Source organism: Microbacterium sp. RU33B (genome assembly GCF_900155915.1).
Taxonomy (GTDB): domain Bacteria; phylum Actinomycetota; class Actinomycetes; order Actinomycetales; family Microbacteriaceae; genus Microbacterium.
The window spans coordinates 405,311-422,761 of the sequence record NZ_FTPO01000002.1 but is presented as its reverse complement, the minus strand read 5'-3'; the positions used below and the strand labels follow the sequence as shown (position 1 = coordinate 422,761).

15 protein-coding genes are annotated in these 17,451 nt (G+C 70.5%); 8 read left to right on the top strand and 7 right to left on the bottom strand.

What is annotated here, in order from left to right; translation table 11 throughout:
- Position 1: 1 nt before the first annotated feature.
- Positions 2-697 (bottom strand): HAD hydrolase-like protein, encoded by a 696-nt coding sequence (locus B0B14_RS11580; RefSeq protein WP_076681965.1) that lies wholly within the window; start codon positions 695-697, stop codon positions 2-4.
- 96 nt (positions 698-793) lie between these two features.
- On the opposite strand from B0B14_RS11580, the gene B0B14_RS11575 reads away from it, so the two are divergent.
- Positions 794-2,086, top strand: a complete 1,293-nt coding sequence (locus B0B14_RS11575) for an alpha/beta hydrolase (protein ID WP_076681963.1) — start codon at positions 794-796, stop codon at positions 2,084-2,086.
- A 7-nt stretch (positions 2,087-2,093) separates the two neighbouring features.
- Here the strand turns inward: B0B14_RS11575 and nucS are convergent, their stop codons facing one another.
- Both nucS and B0B14_RS11565 read right to left on the bottom strand, forming a co-directional pair.
- Positions 2,094-2,789, bottom strand: a complete 696-nt coding sequence (nucS, locus tag B0B14_RS11570; protein WP_076681961.1) for an endonuclease NucS — start codon at positions 2,787-2,789, stop codon at positions 2,094-2,096.
- A 29-nt stretch (positions 2,790-2,818) separates the two neighbouring features.
- Positions 2,819-4,051, bottom strand: coding sequence for an MFS transporter (locus B0B14_RS11565; protein WP_076681959.1), 1,233 nt, complete (start codon positions 4,049-4,051; stop codon positions 2,819-2,821).
- A 60-nt stretch (positions 4,052-4,111) separates the two neighbouring features.
- Between B0B14_RS11565 and B0B14_RS11560 the strand changes: the two genes are divergently transcribed.
- The 7 genes from B0B14_RS11560 (at position 4,112) to mnhG (ending at position 11,552) form a co-directional block, all read left to right on the top strand.
- Positions 4,112-5,158 (top strand): LacI family DNA-binding transcriptional regulator, encoded by a 1,047-nt coding sequence (locus tag B0B14_RS11560; RefSeq protein ID WP_076681957.1) that lies wholly within the window; start codon positions 4,112-4,114, stop codon positions 5,156-5,158.
- A gap of 117 nt (positions 5,159-5,275) precedes the next feature.
- The gene (locus B0B14_RS11555) at positions 5,276-8,218 is read left to right on the top strand and encodes a Na+/H+ antiporter subunit A (protein WP_076681955.1); all 2,943 of its coding nucleotides are present in this window, start codon (positions 5,276-5,278) and stop codon (positions 8,216-8,218) included.
- Positions 8,218-8,775: a Na(+)/H(+) antiporter subunit C gene (locus B0B14_RS11550; protein WP_076681953.1), complete on the top strand. Its 558-nt coding sequence runs from the start codon at positions 8,218-8,220 to the stop codon at positions 8,773-8,775. Before B0B14_RS11555 ends, B0B14_RS11550 begins: the two co-directional genes overlap by 1 nt.
- Positions 8,772-10,331 carry a Na+/H+ antiporter subunit D gene (locus B0B14_RS11545; RefSeq protein WP_076681951.1) on the top strand — a complete coding sequence of 520 codons (1,560 nt, stop codon included), beginning with the start codon at positions 8,772-8,774 and terminating at the stop codon, positions 10,329-10,331. The genes B0B14_RS11550 and B0B14_RS11545 overlap by 4 nt, the downstream gene beginning before the upstream one ends.
- Positions 10,328-10,921: a Na+/H+ antiporter subunit E gene (locus tag B0B14_RS11540; protein ID WP_083710566.1), complete on the top strand. Its 594-nt coding sequence runs from the start codon at positions 10,328-10,330 to the stop codon at positions 10,919-10,921. The genes B0B14_RS11545 and B0B14_RS11540 overlap by 4 nt, the downstream gene beginning before the upstream one ends.
- The gene (locus tag B0B14_RS11535; RefSeq protein WP_076681949.1) at positions 10,918-11,193 is read left to right on the top strand and encodes an MrpF/PhaF family protein; all 276 of its coding nucleotides are present in this window, start codon (positions 10,918-10,920) and stop codon (positions 11,191-11,193) included. Before B0B14_RS11540 ends, B0B14_RS11535 begins: the two co-directional genes overlap by 4 nt.
- A complete protein-coding gene (gene mnhG / locus B0B14_RS11530; protein ID WP_076681947.1) occupies positions 11,190-11,552 on the top strand; it encodes a monovalent cation/H(+) antiporter subunit G in 363 nt (120 codons plus the stop codon). Before B0B14_RS11535 ends, mnhG begins: the two co-directional genes overlap by 4 nt.
- Before the next feature lie 33 nt (positions 11,553-11,585).
- Here mnhG and B0B14_RS11525 read toward each other — a convergent pair whose 3' ends face one another.
- The 4 genes from B0B14_RS11525 to B0B14_RS11510 form a co-directional block, all read right to left on the bottom strand.
- Positions 11,586-14,195, bottom strand: a complete 2,610-nt coding sequence (locus tag B0B14_RS11525; RefSeq protein ID WP_179085314.1) for a penicillin acylase family protein — start codon at positions 14,193-14,195, stop codon at positions 11,586-11,588.
- 143 nt (positions 14,196-14,338) lie between these two features.
- Entirely contained in the window at positions 14,339-16,156 is a 1,818-nt protein-coding gene (locus B0B14_RS11520; protein ID WP_076681946.1) for a YhgE/Pip family protein, read from the bottom strand.
- Positions 16,153-16,803, bottom strand: coding sequence for a hypothetical protein (locus B0B14_RS11515; protein WP_076681944.1), 651 nt, complete (start codon positions 16,801-16,803; stop codon positions 16,153-16,155). Before B0B14_RS11515 ends, B0B14_RS11520 begins: the two co-directional genes overlap by 4 nt.
- Positions 16,803-17,423, bottom strand: coding sequence for a helix-turn-helix domain-containing protein (locus B0B14_RS11510; protein ID WP_076681942.1), 621 nt, complete (start codon positions 17,421-17,423; stop codon positions 16,803-16,805). Before B0B14_RS11510 ends, B0B14_RS11515 begins: the two co-directional genes overlap by 1 nt.
- Positions 17,424-17,451: the final 28 nt, after the last annotated feature.

The following is a 17,451-nucleotide window of genomic DNA, read 5'->3' as shown; positions in this document are numbered from 1 at the left end:
GTCAGACCCTCGTCCCCGCAGGCGGGTCGTCGACGAGCAGAAGGGCCCGCAGCTCGTCGGCGGTCGACACCGTGGCCGCCGATCCCTCCGACTCGTGCGGCCAGCTGAACCCCCACCGCACGAACACGACGGGCACGCCGTTCGCGGCGCCCCCCTCGATGTCGTGATGCCGGTCGCCGATCAGCACGGGTCTGCTCGTGTCGGCGCCGGATGCCTCGAGACGACGGAGCGACTCGGCCACGATGTCGGCCTTCGTCGCCAGGGTCTTCTCATCGGGAGTGGCCCCGACGATCGCCGCCAGGTGCGGGGCGAGTTCGAAGTGGTCCATCAGCGCCGCGACCTGGAGCTCCGGCTTCGAGCTCGCCGTGGCCTGAGCGATGCCGGCGGCCGCGATCTCGGCGATGAGCTCGCCGATCCCGGGGTAGAGCTTCGCGCCCGTGGTGTACCCGTCGGCCTTGCCGAGCGTGCGGTACCAGCGCACCGCTTCCTCGGACTCGGCCGGCGTCATGCCCACGTTCGCCTGGAACGAGTCGTACATCGGGGGACCGATCCAGTGCACGAGCTCCGCGCGCGTCGGCGGTGTCTTGCCGAAGTGGTCGAGCGTGATCGTCAGGCGACGGAGGATGCCGTCCGACGCATCCACGATCGTGCCGTCGACATCCCACAGGATGCAGGTCCAGGGCGAGCGTGACGGCATGGTGTCCAGCCTAGGCATTGTCCTGCGGGCGGGATCGATTCTTCCCCGGCGGGCGCGCGCGGGTTAGTGTCGAAGTCCCCCACGCGAGGAGGAGCCATGTCGGCCTTCTGGAGCATGCCGGTCATCGACGGACCCCTTCCCTGGATCGTCTTCGCGGTCGCGCTCGGCGTTCTCGTCTGTCTGCTGTGGCGCCGATGGACGGCGCGCACCGCCCTGGTCGCCGCGGTCGCCGCCGCCGCCGGCGCCCTTGTCGCGCTCGCGGTGTATTTCGTGTCGAACGCGACCGGCGCCTTCGGCGACCCGCTTCCGCAGGAGGTGCTGTGGTGGGCGATGGGCGCATTCGCCGCGATCGGGCTCGCCATCGCGTCGCTGTGGGGCTCCGCGACCTGGCGCCGGATCGTGGCCGCGTTCGGCGTGGTGGTCTTCGCGATCGCGGGGGTGCTCGGCGTCAACGCCTACTACGGACTGAATCCCACGCTCGGCAGCATCTTCGGCATCGTGGTCGAGAATCCGATCGACATGCCGACGCCGGACCCGGATCAGACGACAGATGCCGGACCGCTCTACCAGTCGTGGAAGCCGCCGGCAGACATGCCCTCGAAGGGGCAGCGGGGCACGCAGGTCATTCCGGCGACCGTCTCGAGGTTCGACGCGCGGCCCGCGGGGATCTATCTCCCTCCCGCAGCGCTCGGGGAGGACGCGCCCGTTCTCCCCGTCGTGATCCTCATGATGGGATTCCCTGGAAACCCCGACGTGAGCTATGCCGCAGACATCCTCGACGACTACGCGGCTCGGCACGATGGGCTGGCGCCGATCGTGGTCGTGCCCGACCAGATCGGTCCATCCGGATCGGATCCGGCCTGCGCGGATTCGAAGGCCGTGGGCAACGCGATGACCTACATCACGGAAGACGTCGTCACCTGGATCAAGGGCAACCTCCGGGTATCTGCGGATCCGAAGGAGTGGGTGATCGCGGGCTATTCGAACGGAGGGGGCTGCGCGTTCAAGTACATGGCATCCGACCCGGATCTCTGGCAGAACCTGCTCGATGTCTCGGGAGAGGAGTTCCCCGGGTCCGAGGACATCCCGGCTGTCACGGCGTCGATCTTCGGCGGTGACGCGGCCGCCTTCGAGGCGTCCAAGCCGGAGAGCATCATGGCCACGAAACCGGGCCAGTACGAGGGGGTGACCGCCGTCTTCACGATCGGCGCGGTGGATCCCTGGTTCGTTCCGGCGTCCCAAGCCGCATCCGCGGCCGCGAAGGCAGCAGGGATGTCCGTCACCTACATCGAGATTCCCGGAGCGGACCACGGGGTGAGCGCCCTGACGGGTGGGCTCCAGCAAGGGCTGAAGCTCTTCTATCCCGTGCTCGGACTCTCCGCCCCGTAGCAGCAGGTCAGAACAGGCGCGGAGCGCCGGACTCGATGCCCTTCATGCCGTCGTAGTCGAGCGTGACGCACCGGATGCCGCGGTCCGTCGCGAGCACGCGGGCCTGCGGCTTGATCTCCTGGGCGGCGAACACGCCCGACACGGGGGCGAGGTGCGGATCGCGGTTGAGCAGTTCGAGGTAGCGCGTCAGCTGCTCGACACCGTCGATGTCGCCGCGCCGCTTCACCTCCACTGCGATCGTGCCCCCGGCCGGGTCGCGCAGCATGAGGTCGACGGGTCCGATCGCCGTGGGGAACTCGCGTCGCACGAGTGTGAGGCCGTCGCCGATGACGTCGACCTGCTCGGCGAGGAGACGCTGCAGGTCGGCCTCGACGCCGTCCTTCTGGAGTCCCGGATCGATGCCGAGCTCGTGCGACGAGTCGTGGATCACCTCGTAGATGCGCACCAGGAGCGCATCGCCGGTCTTGGCGTGCGTGACGCGCCAGTGCTCGACCACGCCCGCCGAGGCCGAGTCCGCGTCGGGAGCCTCGACGGTCAGGGTGCAGGGCGGAGACATCCAGTTGAGCGGCTTGTACGACCCGCCGTCGGAGTGCACCAGGAGCGATCCGTCGCCCTTGTGCACCAGCAGGCGCGTGGCCAGGGGCAGGTGGGCGGTGAGGCGACCCGTGTAGTCCACGGAGCAGCGGGCGATGACGAGACGCACCCGATGAGCCTAACGGCCGAACACGGGGCTCAGTGGTGGCCGGCGCCGACCTTCGAGCCCGCGATCGGCTTGGCCGCGCCGGAGGCGAGGCCCGACAGCGCGATCAGGCCCACGATGATCCACAGTGTCGGCAGCAGCCCGATCTGGTGGCTGATCCAGCCCAGGACCGGCGGACCGCACAGGAACGCGACGTAGCCGATGGTGGCGGCTGCGCTCACGGATGCCGCGGCCTTGGTGGGATCGTCGGCCGCAGCCGACATCCCGAGCGGGAAGCCCAGCGACGCCCCGACCCCCCACAGGGCGACGCCGATGAGCGCGATCGGGAACGACGGGGCCAGGATGAAGAGGATGAGGCCGGCGCCCGCCGTGATCGCCAGGATCCGCAGAGTCCAGACGCGACCGAACCTGTCGACGAGCGGTCCGCCGATCGCGCGGACGACGGTCATCGCGATGGAGAACACCGTGAGGGCGATCGCGCCCTGCGCCTGCGTCCCGTCGTGACCGTCGACGACGGCGAGCGGCAGCCAGTCGTTCGCCCCGCCCTCGGCGAACGCCATGCCGAGCATGATCGCCCCGATGAAGTAGATGCGCGGCTCGCGCCAGACGGCGAGCGTCGCGCGGAGGCGCTCCCGCCGTGTCGCGGGCGCCGCGTCGTCGTCGACGGGATCGTCGGTCGATTCGCGAAGCGGCACGAACGTGACGGCGACGACCGTGGAGGCCGCGACGACGGCCGCGACCGTCCACAGGTGCACTCCGACACCGATGCCCCACGCCGTCACGACGATGCCGAGACCTGCTCCGGCGACGGTGCCGAGGCTGAACAGGGCGTGGAACAGCGGCATGATCGTGCGCGACAGCTCCTGCTCGACCGCGGCGCCTTCGACGTTCATGACGATGTCGGTCGCCGCCATGCCGAGTCCCATGGTGCCCAGTCCCACGGCCGCCAGTGCGTAGGACGGCACCGCATCGGTGCCGAACCCCACGATCACCATCCCCGCCGAGAACGTCAGGAGCGCCAGGAGCAGGCTCCGCCGGGCGCCCCACCGCACGAGCATCAGGGGGGCGAGCGAGAGGCCCACGAGGGACGCGCCTCCGGACACGAACAGCAGGATCCCGACCTCGAAGTCGTTGATGCCGAGATTGACCTTGGCCGCCGGAATGCGCGACGCCCAGGCGGCGAAGCCGAGCCCGAGCACGAAGAAGACCGTGAAGATGGCGTTGCGCCAGGCCACGATCTTCGTCCGGGTGAGCGTCTCCTGCATCGCGCCAGAGTATCGAATCGATTCGACGCCTGCAAACCCGGTGGGTTACCATCGGGGGTCATGAGCACGCGCCGCGCAACCATCGCCGACGTCGCGCGCGAGGCCGGGGTCTCGCCGTCGACGGCGTCCGTCGTGTTCAGCGGCAAGACGCCGGTGTCGGATGCCACGAAGCAGCGCGTGCGGGATGCCGCGGCATCCCTCGGCTACACCGGACCCGACCCGCGCGCGGCATCTCTCCGTCGCGGCCGATCCGGGATCGTCGGAGTGGTCTTCGAGGAGCACCTCGGCCGCACGTTCCAGGATCCGGTGAAGATCCTCATGATGGACGGCCTCACCGCGGCCGTCGCTCCGCTGGGTGCGGGTCTGCTGCTCCTGCGCGATCGCGACGAGACGGCCGGAGCCCCCACGCTCACGACCGCGCCCCTCGACGCCGCCGTGCTGGTGGGCTGCAGCGGGATGCTGCGCGAGTCCCTCGATGCGGTGCGCGCTCGCGGCATCCCCGTGGTCGTGATCGAGGGCGATGCCGGTGAGGGCGTTCCGCAGATCGACCTCGACAACCGCGACGCCCAGCGCAGGGCGCTCGCGCATCTGCGCGCGCTCGGCCACGAGCGCGTCGCGATCGCGGCCCTGCCGGTGCGCGCCGGGTGGGAGCGCGGATGGCTCGACGGCACGGAGCGGTTCACGATCGACGTGACCCGTGATCGCCTGGCCGGGGCCCGCGATGAATACCCCGACGCCCCTGCGTTCGCCGCGGCGGCGAGTTCGATCGACGAGGGGCTGCTCGCGGGACGGGCGATCCTCGCCGATGCCGACCACCGACCCACCGCGATCGCCGCGCAGAGCGATCTGCTCGCTGCCGGTGTCGTGCGAGCGGTGGAGGAGGCGGGCCTGCGGGTTCCCGAAGACGTGAGCGTCACGGGGTTCGACGGGATCGTCGTCGACGGGCTCGCGCCGTACGAGCTGACGACGCTCGTCCAGCCGGCCGTGGAGAAGGGCCGGGCGGCCGGCGAGGCCGTCGCGGCGATGCTCGCGGGTGAGGATGCCGCGTCGCTCCGGTTCACGTGCGTCTTCCGCGTCGGCAACACCACCGCTCCGCCGCCGGACTGATCGTTCCGTGACGCCGATTTCGCTCCGCGGGAGAACGGCGCACCGGCGCGCCGGTAGAGTGGACACGAACCCCGAACGCCCGCGCCCTTCGGCCGCGACCCCCTGAGGAGGCCGCGCATGCTCGCACTGCTGGCCGCGTTCGCCATCCTCCCGCTGGTCCTCCCGTGGCTCGTCGGCCGCATCGGCGTCCGGGCGTTCTACGTCGCCGCGGTCCTGCCCGTCGTGGCGTTCGTCCAGGCTGCGCTCCAGGGCGGAGTCGTCATGGACGGCGGCGCACCGTTCGAGTCTTACGACTGGATCCCCGCTCTCGGCATCCAGCTCTCGATGCGGATGGACACGCTCGCGTGGGTCATGACGCTCATCGTGACCGGCGTCGGTGCGCTCGTGATGATCTACTGCCGCTGGTACTTCCGCGGCAAGACCGAGGGTGTCGGGCAGTTCTCCGCCGTCCTCCTCGCGTTCGCCGGAGCCATGTACGGACTCGTCCTGGCCGACGACATCGTGGTGCTGGTGATGTTCTGGGAGATCACGAGCGTGCTCTCGTATCTCCTCATCGGCTACTACAACGCGCGTGCGGCGAGCCGTCGCGCGGCCCTCCAGGCGCTCCTCGTGACGACGCTCGGCGGACTGGTCATGCTCATCGGCGTCGTGCTGATGGTCGTGGAGGCGGGGACGTCGAGCCTGTCGACGATCCTCGCCGAGGTCCCCACGGGGCCCATGGTCGACACCGCTCTCGTGCTCATCCTCGTCGGCGCGCTGTCGAAGTCGGCGATCTTCCCGTTCCACTTCTGGCTGCCCGGCGCCATGGCCGCGCCCACGCCGGTCAGCGCGTACCTCCATGCCGCGGCGATGGTCAAGGCCGGCATCTATCTCATCGCCCGCCTCGCACCGTTCTTCGCGGACTCCCCGGTCTGGCGGCCCATCGTCATCTCGCTCGGCGTCTTCACGATGCTGCTCGGCGGGTACCAGGCCCTGCGCGAGTACGACCTGAAGCGCATCCTCGCGTTCGGCACGGTGAGCCAGCTCGGCTTCCTGACGGTCGTGATCGGCTACGGCACGCGGGATGCCGCGCTCGCCGGCCTCGCGCTGCTCATCGGTCACGCGCTGTTCAAGTCGGCGCTGTTCCTCGTCGTCGGCGTCATCGATCGGCAGCTGTCGACCCGCGACATCCGCGAACTGAGCGGCCTCGGACGCCAGGCTCCCGTCACGGCGACCGCGTCGATCATCGCCGTCGCCTCGATGGTCGGCGTGATCCCCACGATCGGGTTCGTCGCCAAGGAGGCGGCGCTGACCGCCCTCCTGCACGAGGCGGTCGGCGGCGCACCGTGGGGCATCGTCGCGCTGATCGGCGTCGTCGTCGGATCGGTGCTCACGGCGGCCTACGGCATCCGGTTCCTGTGGGGAGCCTTCTGGACCAAGAAGGACCGGGACGGCGCGAAGATCGAGGCGACCCCCTGGCCCGACCCGCCCATCGGATTCCTCGGAGCCCCCGTGCTCCTGGCCGGCATCACGCTCATCGCGGGGTTCGCCTCGCCGCTGGTCGACGCGTCGCTGGCTCCCTATGCCGACACGGCTCCCGCGTCGACCCCCGGTGTCGCCGCACCCGAGTACGCGTACCACCTGGCCCTCTGGCACGGACTCGAGCCGGCACTGTTCCTCTCGCTGGGATCGATCGCTCTCGGCGTCGTCGTCTTCTTCCTCACGCGCAGGTTCGCCCTGCGCCGGGCGCTGCCCTTCACGGCATCCGATGTCTACAACGGCGTGCTGCGGGGCATCGCGAAGCTCTCGGTCTTCACCACGAGCCTGACCCAGACGGGTTCGCTGCCCGTCTACGTCGGCACGATCTTCGTCGTGTTCGTGGCGGCGGAGGGCACGGCGCTGTTCGCGAGCGCCGAGCTGCGAGCCCAGCTCGACGCGTTCCAGACGCCCATGCAGCTCGTGGTCGCTCCGATCATGATCATCGCCGGCCTCATCGCCGTCCGCGCCCGCAAGCGCTACACCGGCGTCGTGCTGGTGTCGGTCACCGGTCTGGGCATGGTGCTCCTGTTCGCCACCAGCGGCGCCCCCGACCTCGCACTGACGCAGATCCTGATCGAGACCGTCACCCTCGTCGCGTTCGCCCTCGTGCTGCGGCGCATCCCCGCGCGGATGGGCGAGCACAACGCGTCCGTGTGGCCCGTGGCCCGCGCGGTGCTCGGTGCCGCGGTCGGTGTCACGATGGCCGCCGTCGCCCTCGTCGCGACGGGCGCCCGGGTGGCCACGCCGATCTCGGAGCGGTTCCCGTCGCTCGCCTACGAGCTCGGCCACGGCAGGAACGTCGTCAACGTGGCCCTCGTCGACCTCCGCGGGTGGGACACGATGGGGGAGCTGTCGGTGCTGATCCTCGCGGCGACGGGCGTGGCATCCCTCGTCTTCGTCACCCACCGCTCCGATCTGCTCTCCGAGGTCAATTCGCTGCCGACGGCGGCGAACCGCACGCGCAGGCCCCTCGTGGAGACGTCGGAGGGCGTCCGCCCGCAGACGGCTGCGAACCAGGGCAACCGCCAGGCCTGGCTGATCGGCGGCCAGCGGGTGCGGCCGGAGAACCGCTCGATCATCCTCGAGGTGATCGTGCGCATCCTCTTCCACACGATCATCGTCGTGTCGCTCTACGTGCTCTTCGCCGGGCACAACCTCCCCGGCGGCGGCTTCGCGGGCGGCCTGATCGCCGGTATGGCGCTCGTCATGCGGTACGTCGCCGGCGGGCGCTACGAGCTCGGAGCCGCAGCTCCCGCGGATGCCGGCCGACTCCTCGGCGTCGGAATGGCCATCGCCGTCGCGTGCGCCATCGTCCCTCTGCTGTTCGGGCTCGCACCGCTGCAGAGCTGGTTCTGGGAGGCCACCGTCCCCATCCTCGGTCACATCGAGTTCGTGACGTCGACCCTGTTCGACATCGGCGTGTACCTCGTCGTCATCGGCCTGGTGCTCGACGTGCTCCGCAGCCTCGGCGCCGAGGTCGACCGGCAGACGCAGGCGCTCCGGCAGTCCCAGGAGTCGCGGGGCCGGGGGGTGAGCGCCTGATGGATGTCTCCCTGACCCTCATCGTGATCATGGCGGTGCTCTTCGCGTGCGGCGTGTACGCGATGCTCGAGCGCAGCCTCACCCGCGTGCTCATCGGGTTCCTGCTGCTCGGCAACGCCGCCAACCTGCTGCTGCTCATCGTGATGGGCCAGCCGGGGATCGCCCCCTTCTTCGGGGCGGGCGAGGTCGACGAGATGTCCGATCCCCTCCCGCAGGCGCTCACGCTGACCGCCATCGTCATCACCTTCGCCGTATCGGCGTTCCTCCTCGCGCTCATCTACCGCTCGTGGCAGCTCGGTCAGGCCGACACGGTGTCGGATGACGAGGCGGATGCCGAAGTGCGCGAGCGCAGTCTCGCCGCCGAAGAGGCGATGGACGACGAGGCGGATACAGACGCCGACGACGCCACGGACTTCGTCGGGACCGAGGCGGCTCCGATCCGCATCCTCGGGCACGGCGACTTCGCCGGTCTGCTCGACGACGCGCCCTCCGATCTGCCCGACCGCGGCCGCACCTCCGAAGGGCCGACCGCCCCGGGGAAGGGCGGTGACGCATGAGCGCCCTCGTGCCCCTGCTCGTCACGCTCCCCCTCCTGGGAGCGGCGATCGCCCTCATCGCCGGGCGCTACCGCCGGGTGCAGGTCGGGGTGTCGATCGCGACCCTCACGATCGTTCTCGTGATCGCCGCCGTGCTGCTGTACGCCGTCGACGTCGGCGACCAGGCGATCGCGGTGTCGGTGGGCGGCTGGCCGGTGCCGTTCGGGATCGTGCTGTACGTCGACCGTCTCGCGGCGCTGCTCGTCGTCGTGTCGAGCATCGTGCTGCTGGCCGTCCTCCTCTTCTCCGTCGGCCAGGGAGCCGCCGACAACGACGACGACACGCCGGTCTCGATCTTCCACCCCTCGTATCTCATCCTCGCCGCGGGCATCTTCACCGCCTTCATCGCCGGCGACCTCTTCAACCTCTACGTCGGCTTCGAGATCCTGCTCGTCGCGTCGTACGTGCTCATCACGCTCGGCAGCACCGAGAACCGCATCCGCACGGGCGTCGTCTACATCGTCGTCTCGCTGGTGTCGTCGGTGCTGTTCCTCGCGGCGATCGCGATGATCTACGGCGCCCTCGGCACCGTGAACATGGCCCAGATCGCCGACCGGATGACCGAGCTCCCGCAGGACACGCAGCTCGTCCTGCACCTCATGCTCCTGCTCGCTTTCAGCATCAAGGCGGCCGTCTTCCCGCTGTCGTTCTGGCTTCCCGACTCCTACCCCACGGCGCCGGCTCCGGTCACGGCGGTGTTCGCCGGACTCCTGACGAAGGTCGGCGTCTACGCGATCATCCGCACCGAGACCCAGCTCTTCGCAGACAACGACGTCAACTTCCTGCTGCTCATCGTGGCCTTCGCGACCATGATCGTCGGCGTTCTCGGCGCCGTCGCCCAGGCGGAGCTCAAACGCATCCTGTCGTTCACGCTCGTGAGTCACGTCGGCTACATGATCTTCGGTCTCGCCATCGCGACGCCGGCCGCGATCGGCGCCACGATCTACTACATGGTCCACCACATCGTGGTGCAGACCACTCTGTTCCTGGCCGTGGGTCTCATCGAGCGCCGGGCGGGCTCGACATCCATCCTCAAGGTCAAGGGACTCATGAGGGCGGCGCCCGTCATCGCGGTGCTGTACTTCATCCCGGCGATCAACCTCGGCGGGCTTCCTCCGTTCTCCGGCTTCATCGGCAAGTTCGCGCTGTTCGACGCGGCGGCCGAGGTGGGCACGCCCATCATGATGGTGCTCATCGTGGCGGGCATCGTGACGTCGCTGCTGACGCTCTACGCGCTCATGCGGGCGTGGAACCTGTCGTTCTGGCGCGAGGAGGACGACTCGGCCGAGACCGAGGCTCGCATCTCGTACCTCGGCGCTTCGCCCGCCGCGACCGAGACCGAGACCGAGCGGCGCGTCATCCCGAAGATCATGACCGCCGCCACGGCGGGCATGGTGGGCATGACGGTCGCGCTGACGGTCTTCGCCGGTCCGCTCTACACGCTGTGCGAGCGCATCGGCGACGCCCTGCTCCAGCCGGTCAGCATCTCGCAGATCCAGCAGGAGGCGGACGAGTGACCCCGGAGTTCGCGCACCGCCCCGCCAAGCGGGTGTTCCTGGCGGTCTGGCGTCAGCTGCCGTTCTTCGTGTGGCTCATCGCGCTGTGGATGCTGCTGTGGGGCCAGTTCACGGTGGTCGCGTTCCTGACCGGACTCGTGATGGCGATCTTCGTGACGCGGATCTTCCAGCTGCCGCCCGTCGAGCTCTCCGGCCGCGTGAACCTGTGGTGGGGACTCGTCTTCGTCCTGGAGTTCCTCGTCGCACTGGTCGTCGGCTCGCTGACGGTCACCTGGCAGGTGTTCGATTGGCGGCGCCGGCCGGGCACCGCGATCATCGCCGTGCCGCTGCGCACCGACGACGACCTCATCATGACCCACACGGCCGTGACCGCCTCCCTCATCCCCGGCTCGCTCATCGTCGACGCCGACCGCGACCGCCGCATCCTGTATCTGCACGTGCTCGGCGTGCGCAACGAGCGCGACCTCGAGAAGCAGCGCGCCGCCGTGGCGCACTGGGAGGAGCGGATCGTGCGCGCGGTCGGGTCGCGTGCCCAGCTGGCGTCGATGCGCAATCCGTCGCCCGCCCTGTCGAGGGGAGGACAGCGATGAACGTCCTGCTCATCGCCATCTACGTGGTCTTCGCCGTCGCCGCCCTGCTCACGCTCGTGCGCATCGTGATCGGACCGTCGATCCTCGACCGCGCCGTGGCATCCGATGTGCTCCTGACGCTCGTGATGTGCGCCCTGGGTGCCGAGATGGCGATCAATCAGCACACCCGCACGCTCCCGCTGCTGCTGATCATCGCCGCCGTCGGCGTGTTCGGGTCGATCTCGATCGCGCGGTTCGTCGCGCGTCGCGACCAGGAGGGGAGCCGCTCATGACGTGGGATGCCGCGCTCGATCTCACCGCGCTCGTGCTGATCCTCATCGGCGCGCTGCTGTGCCTGACGGCCGCGATCGGACTGCTGCGGTTCCGCGATGTGCCTACCCGCCTGCACGCCGCGACCAAACCGCAGGTGCTCGGGCTCGTGCTCATCTGCCTCGCCGTGGCCCTGTCGCTGCGGTCGTGGCCGGTGGTGGCGTTCCTCGTGCCCGTCGTGCTGATCCAGCTCGCGACGGCCCCGCTGTCGGCGCACATGGTCGGCCGGCAGGCCTACCGCAACGGCACGATCGACGAGGTCGGCCTGTACGTCGACGAGCTCGCCGACTCCAAGCGCACCCCGCCCGCGTCCGGAGGCTGAATCCGCCCCGGCGGAGGCGCCGAGCCCGACGGGTCAGCCCGCCGGAGTCAGCACCAGGGTGTTCGTCGTCGCCGCGTCCACGGCCTCGGGCGAGAAGGCCCACGGAGTGAGCTCGACGCGCTGCCACGCCGCCGTCTGGTCGATGTAGTTCGGGTGGAAGGCGTGGCCGCTCGTGCCCGTGAGGTGGTTCCACTGCGATGCGTCGAAGTCGGCCAGATCGACGATCATGCGCATCGAGGGCACGGTGGAGGTCGCGAACCCGCCGCCGATGCTCCACCCGGTGGCGTTCACGACCGATGAGCCGCCGCCGACCGGGAACGGCCCGCGATTGAAGAGCCACTCGATGGGGGCGATGCCGGACGCGCCGAACGTGTCGCTCGTCAGCTCGATCGCGTGCAGATCACCCCACTTCCAGTTGGCCGGGGTGTCGCCCTGCAGCTCCACGAGCCGGTCGTAGGCGTCGGTCGCGGCGAGGGCGAGCATCTCGTCGCGTCCGTCGACGCCGAGCTCCTCGTTCGTCCACCATGGCGACGTCGGATCGTCCAGGAGCGTGTCGACCAGCAGGAAGAGGCGGCCCTGATCCCCGTTCGGTGCGGGGTTCTCGCGTCCGCGGACGAAGAGGTCCTGCACGAGCTCGCTCCACAGGACGTTCGCATACGCGGCCGCCGCCGAGTCAGCGTCGTTCTGGGCGTCCCACTGCGCGAGGAGGTCGAGCGCGTCGCGCTCGGGACCGTCGACGTCGAGGTCGGCGGTCGCGGCGATCAGACGCTTGCCCATCCAGAACTCGTTGTCGGCCTGGATGTCGCGCAGGTCGGTCGCCGTCAGCGGACCGACGGCGATCTTGCGCTCGAGCAGATCGACGATGCGCGCGGCGCGCCATCCGTAGTCCCAGTCCGACGTGAGCGCGTACGGATACGTCGTGTCGACGATCGCGTTGTTGGCCGTCACGATGTATCCCTCGGGCGGGTTGTAGACCACGGGGAGGTCGTCGAACGGGATGAATCCCGACCAGTCGTACGTCGAATCCCAGCCCGGCTGCGGCAGCGAGCCGTCGCCGGCACCGCGGACGGGGAGCTTGCCCGGGGTCTGGTAGCCGATGTTGCCGTCGACGTCGGCGTAGATGAGGTTCTGCGCCGGCACGTCGAACCGGGCTGCGGCGGCGCGGAAGCCCGTGAAGTCCTGAGCGAGGTTCAGCGCGAAGATCGCCTCCGCCGTCGTGCCGGGGGTGAGCGCCGTCCACTGGAGGGCGACGGCGTACTCGCCGTCGAGGTCGTCGACAGGCGGCGCGGAGGTGCCCACCGAGCCCGTGTAGGGGTCGTCGGCGATCGCGGTGAAGTCGTCGGTCAATCCCGACACGATCGGTCCGTGCACGGTGGAGCGGATCTCGAGCTCGACGTCGTCGCCCCCGGCGACCTTGAGCGTCTCGGTGCGCGTCTCCAGCGGCACGAGGGCGCCGTCGCGCCAGTACTGGTCGCCCTCGATCTTCTCGAGGTACAGATCGGTCACATCGGTGGTGAGGTTGGTGAAGCCCCACGCGATGCGGTCGTTGTGGCCGATGATCACGCCGGGCACGCCCGAGAAGCCGAACCCGGCGACGTCGAACGGGCACGTCGCGGTGACGTTCTCGCAGCGGAGCCCGATCTGGTGCCAGACGCTGGGGAGGGATGCGCCGAGGTGCGGGTCGTTGGCCAGCAGCGGCATCCCGGTCTCGGTGAGATCTCCCGACACGACCCACGAATTGGATCCGATCCCCTCGCCCGCGTCGCCGACCAGGGCGCTGACGGCTTCGATCACTCCGTCGACCTGCTCCCACTCGATCGAGGCCGTCGCGACGTCGGTCGCGTCGGTCTGGAGCGAGGCGGGTTCGGCCTCCGCCCCGGGGATCGCGGAGATCTTCGGGACGATGACGGGATTGCGATCGAACGGATACGCGGGGTACAGCTCGGCGAGCTCGTCGGCGGTGTAGTCGGGAGCGAGGAGGGCGCGCTCGGTCTCGTCCTCGATGTTCGTGCGGAGGTCCCAGGCCATCGCCTTCAGCCAGGCGACCGAGTCGGCAGGCGTCCAGTCCTCGATCTCGTAGTCGGCGTTCTGCAGCCCGAGGACGGCGTACTCCAGCGACGCATCCGCACCCCGGTGGTCGGCCAGGTAGGCGTTGACACCGGCGGCGTAGGCCTCGTAGTACGACAGCGTCGCTTCGTCGAGGTTCTCGACCTCCTGCTCGGCGACCTCGCGCCACCCGAGGGTCCGCAGGAACTTGTCGGTGGCCAGCTGCGACTCGCCGAAGAGCTCGGAGACGCGGCCGCTCGTGACGTGGCGACGGAAGTCCATCTCCCAGAAGCGGTCCTGCGCGTGCACGTAGCCCTGGGCGAAGAACAGGTCGTCGGTCGTCTTCGCCGTGATGGAGGGGATGCCGAGGCTGTCGCGCTGCACGGTGACGGCGTCGCCGAGCCCGTCGACGGCGACGTCGCCGGCGACCTCGGGGAAGGAGCGCTGAACGGTCCACACGCCGACGGCGGCGGCCGCGACGGCGATCACGATCAGGCCGGCGAGGAGGCTGAAGAGCGAGATGCCGATGATCCGCCCGATCGATCGCTTCGGGCGCGGCTGCTCGACGGCATCGGGATCGTTCGTGGTCTTCGACATTGAAGTGCTCTTTCGAGGGATGCTGCCGTCCGGACTCGATTCCACCCAGAGTGAGCCCGGGTCTCGCGTGTTCGGGTCGCGCGGGACGACTTGCATCGTAACCCGAGGCGGCCGGATGCCGCGTCCCCGGTGGCGATCGGAGGTCAGCCGATCAGGCTCGGCTGCAGATCCCTCAGGGTCCGCCGGTGCGTCATGCGCGTGACCCCGATCGCCGCGAGCGCCAGCGCGCTCAGCATCCACAGGGCGAGAGCCAGCACGTCGCCGCCCACGCGTGCGATGTCGCCGCCGTACATCAGCTGGCGCATCGCGTCGACGACGTACCCCATCGGGAGCACGTGGTGCAGTGCCGCGAGCGGAGCCGGGAGCGTCTGCCACGGGAACGTGCCCCCGGCGGTCACGAGCTGCAGCACCATGAGGACGAGCCCGAGGAACTGCCCGACCGATCCGAGCCACACGTTGAGCGCGAGGATGATCGCCGCGTACGTGAACGAGGCCAGGACCATGACGCCGAGCGTGCCGAGCGGATGCACGAAGCCGAAGCCGAGCGCGAGGGAGAGCACGCCGAACAGCGCGATCATCCCCACCGCACCGAGGAGCGCGGGCGTGAGCCAACCGGCCACCGTGATGCGCACGGGCGAGTGCAGCGCGGTGACGGCCCGGCGCGAGACCGGCTTGACGATGAGGAACAGGGCGTAGATGCCGATCCACCCCGCGAGGGCGGCGAAGAACGGGGCGAGGCCCGCGCCGTAGTCCTGCGCGGAGGCCAGCGCGTCGCTCTCGACGGCGACGGGGTCGGCGATCGTCGCGGCCTGCTGCGCGCGGAGGTCGGCCGAGGAGTCGGGGAGGGCGGAGACCCCTGAGGCGAGTCCGTCGCGCAGCTGCACGGCGCCGCCGTCGAGGGCGCCGAGGCCGCCGGCGAGGGCGCCGGCCCCCTCGTTCAGACGTGCTGCTCCGGATGCCGCGGCATCCGCTCCGGCCGCGACCTGCGCCGCGCCCGCCGCGACCTGCCCCGCACCGGCGGCGAGGGCGTCGACCCGGTCGACGGCGGCCTGCACGCGGGAGTTGCCGCGCTCGACGGCGGCGGCGAGCGGATCGAGCTCGGCCAGCACGGCGTCGATCTGCGCCTGATCGAGCCCCCGGGCGGCGAGGGCGGCGGCGAGATCCGCACGTGCCTGCGGCAGCGCAGCCACGGCATCCTGCGCTGCGGATCCGGCGCGATCGGCGTAGCCGGCGAGCGTCTGTGTGCCCGCGGCGACCTGCGCGCTGCCGTCGGCCACCTGCGCCGCACCCGAGGCGAGCGTGCCCGTGCCGGTCGCGAGGTCGGCCGACCCGGTGCTGAGCTGCGTCGCGCCGTCGAGCGCCCGGGCGGAGCCGTCGGCCAGCTGCGCGGCACCGTCTGCGGCCTCGATGAGCTGTCCGCGGATGTCGGAGATCGCCGTCAGCAGTCGGGTGGCCGCCTCCGTTCCGACGAGCTCGGCCACCGAGCGCCGGATCCGCTCGACGGCCTGCGTGCCGATCGTGGAGGCCAGGTAGTTGTTCGCGTCGTTGGTCTCGAGGGAGATCGTGGCCTGGCGCGGGGCGTCGCCCGCGACGCTCGCGAGAGCCTCCGAGAAATCGGACGGGATCGTCACGGTGAAGTCGACGTCGCCGTCGCGGAGGGCGTCGGCGGCGGCCTGCCTCGACATCGGCCGCCAGTCGAACGCGGCGCCCTCGAGCAGATCCTCGGAGATGCGGTCGCCGTAGTTCGCCGCGGGCTCGTCGGCGGTCGCCGCGACGCCGGCGTCGTCGTTGATGAGGGCGACCGGGATGTCGCCGAACCGGCCGTACGGGTCCTGGTTCGCCCACAGGTACAGGCCGCCGTAGAGCACGGGGACGAGCATCAGCGCGATGAGCGCGATGACCGACATGCGCGTGGAGGTGAGGCGTCGCAGCTCGGCGGCGATCAGAGCGGGGATCTTCACCGCCGGCCTCCCGCCGCCAGGCGACGGGTCGGTCGCAGCCGCACCCGTGCGGTGCGCGGGCTGGGCGGCGCCTCGGCGACGACGGAGGCCGCCGCATCCCCGGCGATCACGAGCACCGCGAGACCGCGGGAGGCGAACTCCTGCGCGAGGCGCCACCAGTCGCGCGGGTCGCCGCCGTGGCGGTCGGGCGAGACGAGCACCGCGCCCTCCACGCCCGGTCGAAGGGCGGCGAGCTCGAGGAGGAGGCGGACGCGCACGGTCGGGTCGACGGCCGCGATCGGTACGCGCGCGAGAGCGCGCACGCCGTGCTCGTCGAGCCACCCGCGCACGGCCAGCGGGTCGGAGCGGTGCCCGGCGAACATGAGCTCCTCGCCCACGACGCCGGCCACGATGACGTTCGGCGCGGGATCGGAGACGTCGGGCGCATCGACGAGCGCCACACGCCGCCGCAGCGCCCCGGCATCGGGGACGCCGTCGATCGTGACGATGCCGGCCGACGGCCGCATCCGGCCCGACGCGATGAGACCGAGCACCGTGGGGCGCTGCTCCGTCTCGGCGACGGCGAGGCTGGCGCGGCCCGACGCGAACGCGACCGAGGTCGGCGGGAGAGCGCGGCCCTTGGCGACCTTCGTCAGCTCGACGCGCATCAGACCAGCACCTCGGGGTGTGCGTTCAGCAGTGCGTCGGCCTCGCGCCACGACATCCCGGCGATGCTCAGCACGGCGCGCACGGCGAGCGAGCGCGCCTCGGGCGACGAGGCATCCATCCGCGTGATCACGGCGCGTGCGGTCTCCTCGATCAGCCGCGCGAGCGTGGGGGCGGCGACGTCGGTGCGGAGCAGGTCGTCGTCTTGGCCGCGCCGCACGATCGCCACCACGGTGCGCCTCAGCGGCGCCAGGGCGTCGGCCGTCTGGTGAACGTGTGCATCGTCGAGCGCGATGGCCGCCGCGACCTGCACGTGGGACGCCTCCTGCCAGAGCAGGGAGGCGAGGCGGGCGAGGGCGAGCCGGGGGTCGGAGTCGTCGACGCGGAGGGCGATGTCGTTGAAACGGCGTGCGCCCGAGGCGACGACTTCGCGGATGAGGGCGTCGCGGTCTTCGAAGTGTCCGTAGAGCGCGCGTCGGGTGAGCCCGGCGGAGCGCGCGATCGCATCGATCGAGGCGTGCGGGTCGCGGGCGATGGTCTCGGTTGCCGCCACCAGGATGCCGGCGCGGTTCTCACGGGCATCCCTGCGTGGGCGTCGCGGAGCGGGGTCGAGTGTCGTCACTCACCCCACGGTAGTAACTTGCACACGA

What these genes read in the sequence shown, in the direction of transcription:
- B0B14_RS11580 (WP_076681965.1), bottom strand. Translation starts at nt 697, where the DNA reads ATGCCGTCACGCTCGCCCTGGACCTGCATCCTGTGGGATGTCGACGGC.
- B0B14_RS11575 (WP_076681963.1), top strand. Translation starts at nt 794, where the DNA reads ATGTCGGCCTTCTGGAGCATGCCGGTCATCGACGGACCCCTTCCCTGG.
- B0B14_RS11565 (WP_076681959.1), bottom strand. Translation starts at nt 4,051, where the DNA reads ATGCAGGAGACGCTCACCCGGACGAAGATCGTGGCCTGGCGCAACGCC.
- B0B14_RS11560 (WP_076681957.1), top strand. Translation starts at nt 4,112, where the DNA reads ATGAGCACGCGCCGCGCAACCATCGCCGACGTCGCGCGCGAGGCCGGG.
- B0B14_RS11555 (WP_076681955.1), top strand. Translation starts at nt 5,276, where the DNA reads ATGCTCGCACTGCTGGCCGCGTTCGCCATCCTCCCGCTGGTCCTCCCG.
- B0B14_RS11550 (WP_076681953.1), top strand. Translation starts at nt 8,218, where the DNA reads ATGGATGTCTCCCTGACCCTCATCGTGATCATGGCGGTGCTCTTCGCG.
- B0B14_RS11545 (WP_076681951.1), top strand. Translation starts at nt 8,772, where the DNA reads ATGAGCGCCCTCGTGCCCCTGCTCGTCACGCTCCCCCTCCTGGGAGCG.
- B0B14_RS11535 (WP_076681949.1), top strand. Translation starts at nt 10,918, where the DNA reads ATGAACGTCCTGCTCATCGCCATCTACGTGGTCTTCGCCGTCGCCGCC.
- mnhG (WP_076681947.1), top strand. Translation starts at nt 11,190, where the DNA reads ATGACGTGGGATGCCGCGCTCGATCTCACCGCGCTCGTGCTGATCCTC.
- B0B14_RS11525 (WP_179085314.1), bottom strand. Translation starts at nt 14,195, where the DNA reads ATGTCGAAGACCACGAACGATCCCGATGCCGTCGAGCAGCCGCGCCCG.
- B0B14_RS11515 (WP_076681944.1), bottom strand. Translation starts at nt 16,803, where the DNA reads ATGCGCGTCGAGCTGACGAAGGTCGCCAAGGGCCGCGCTCTCCCGCCG.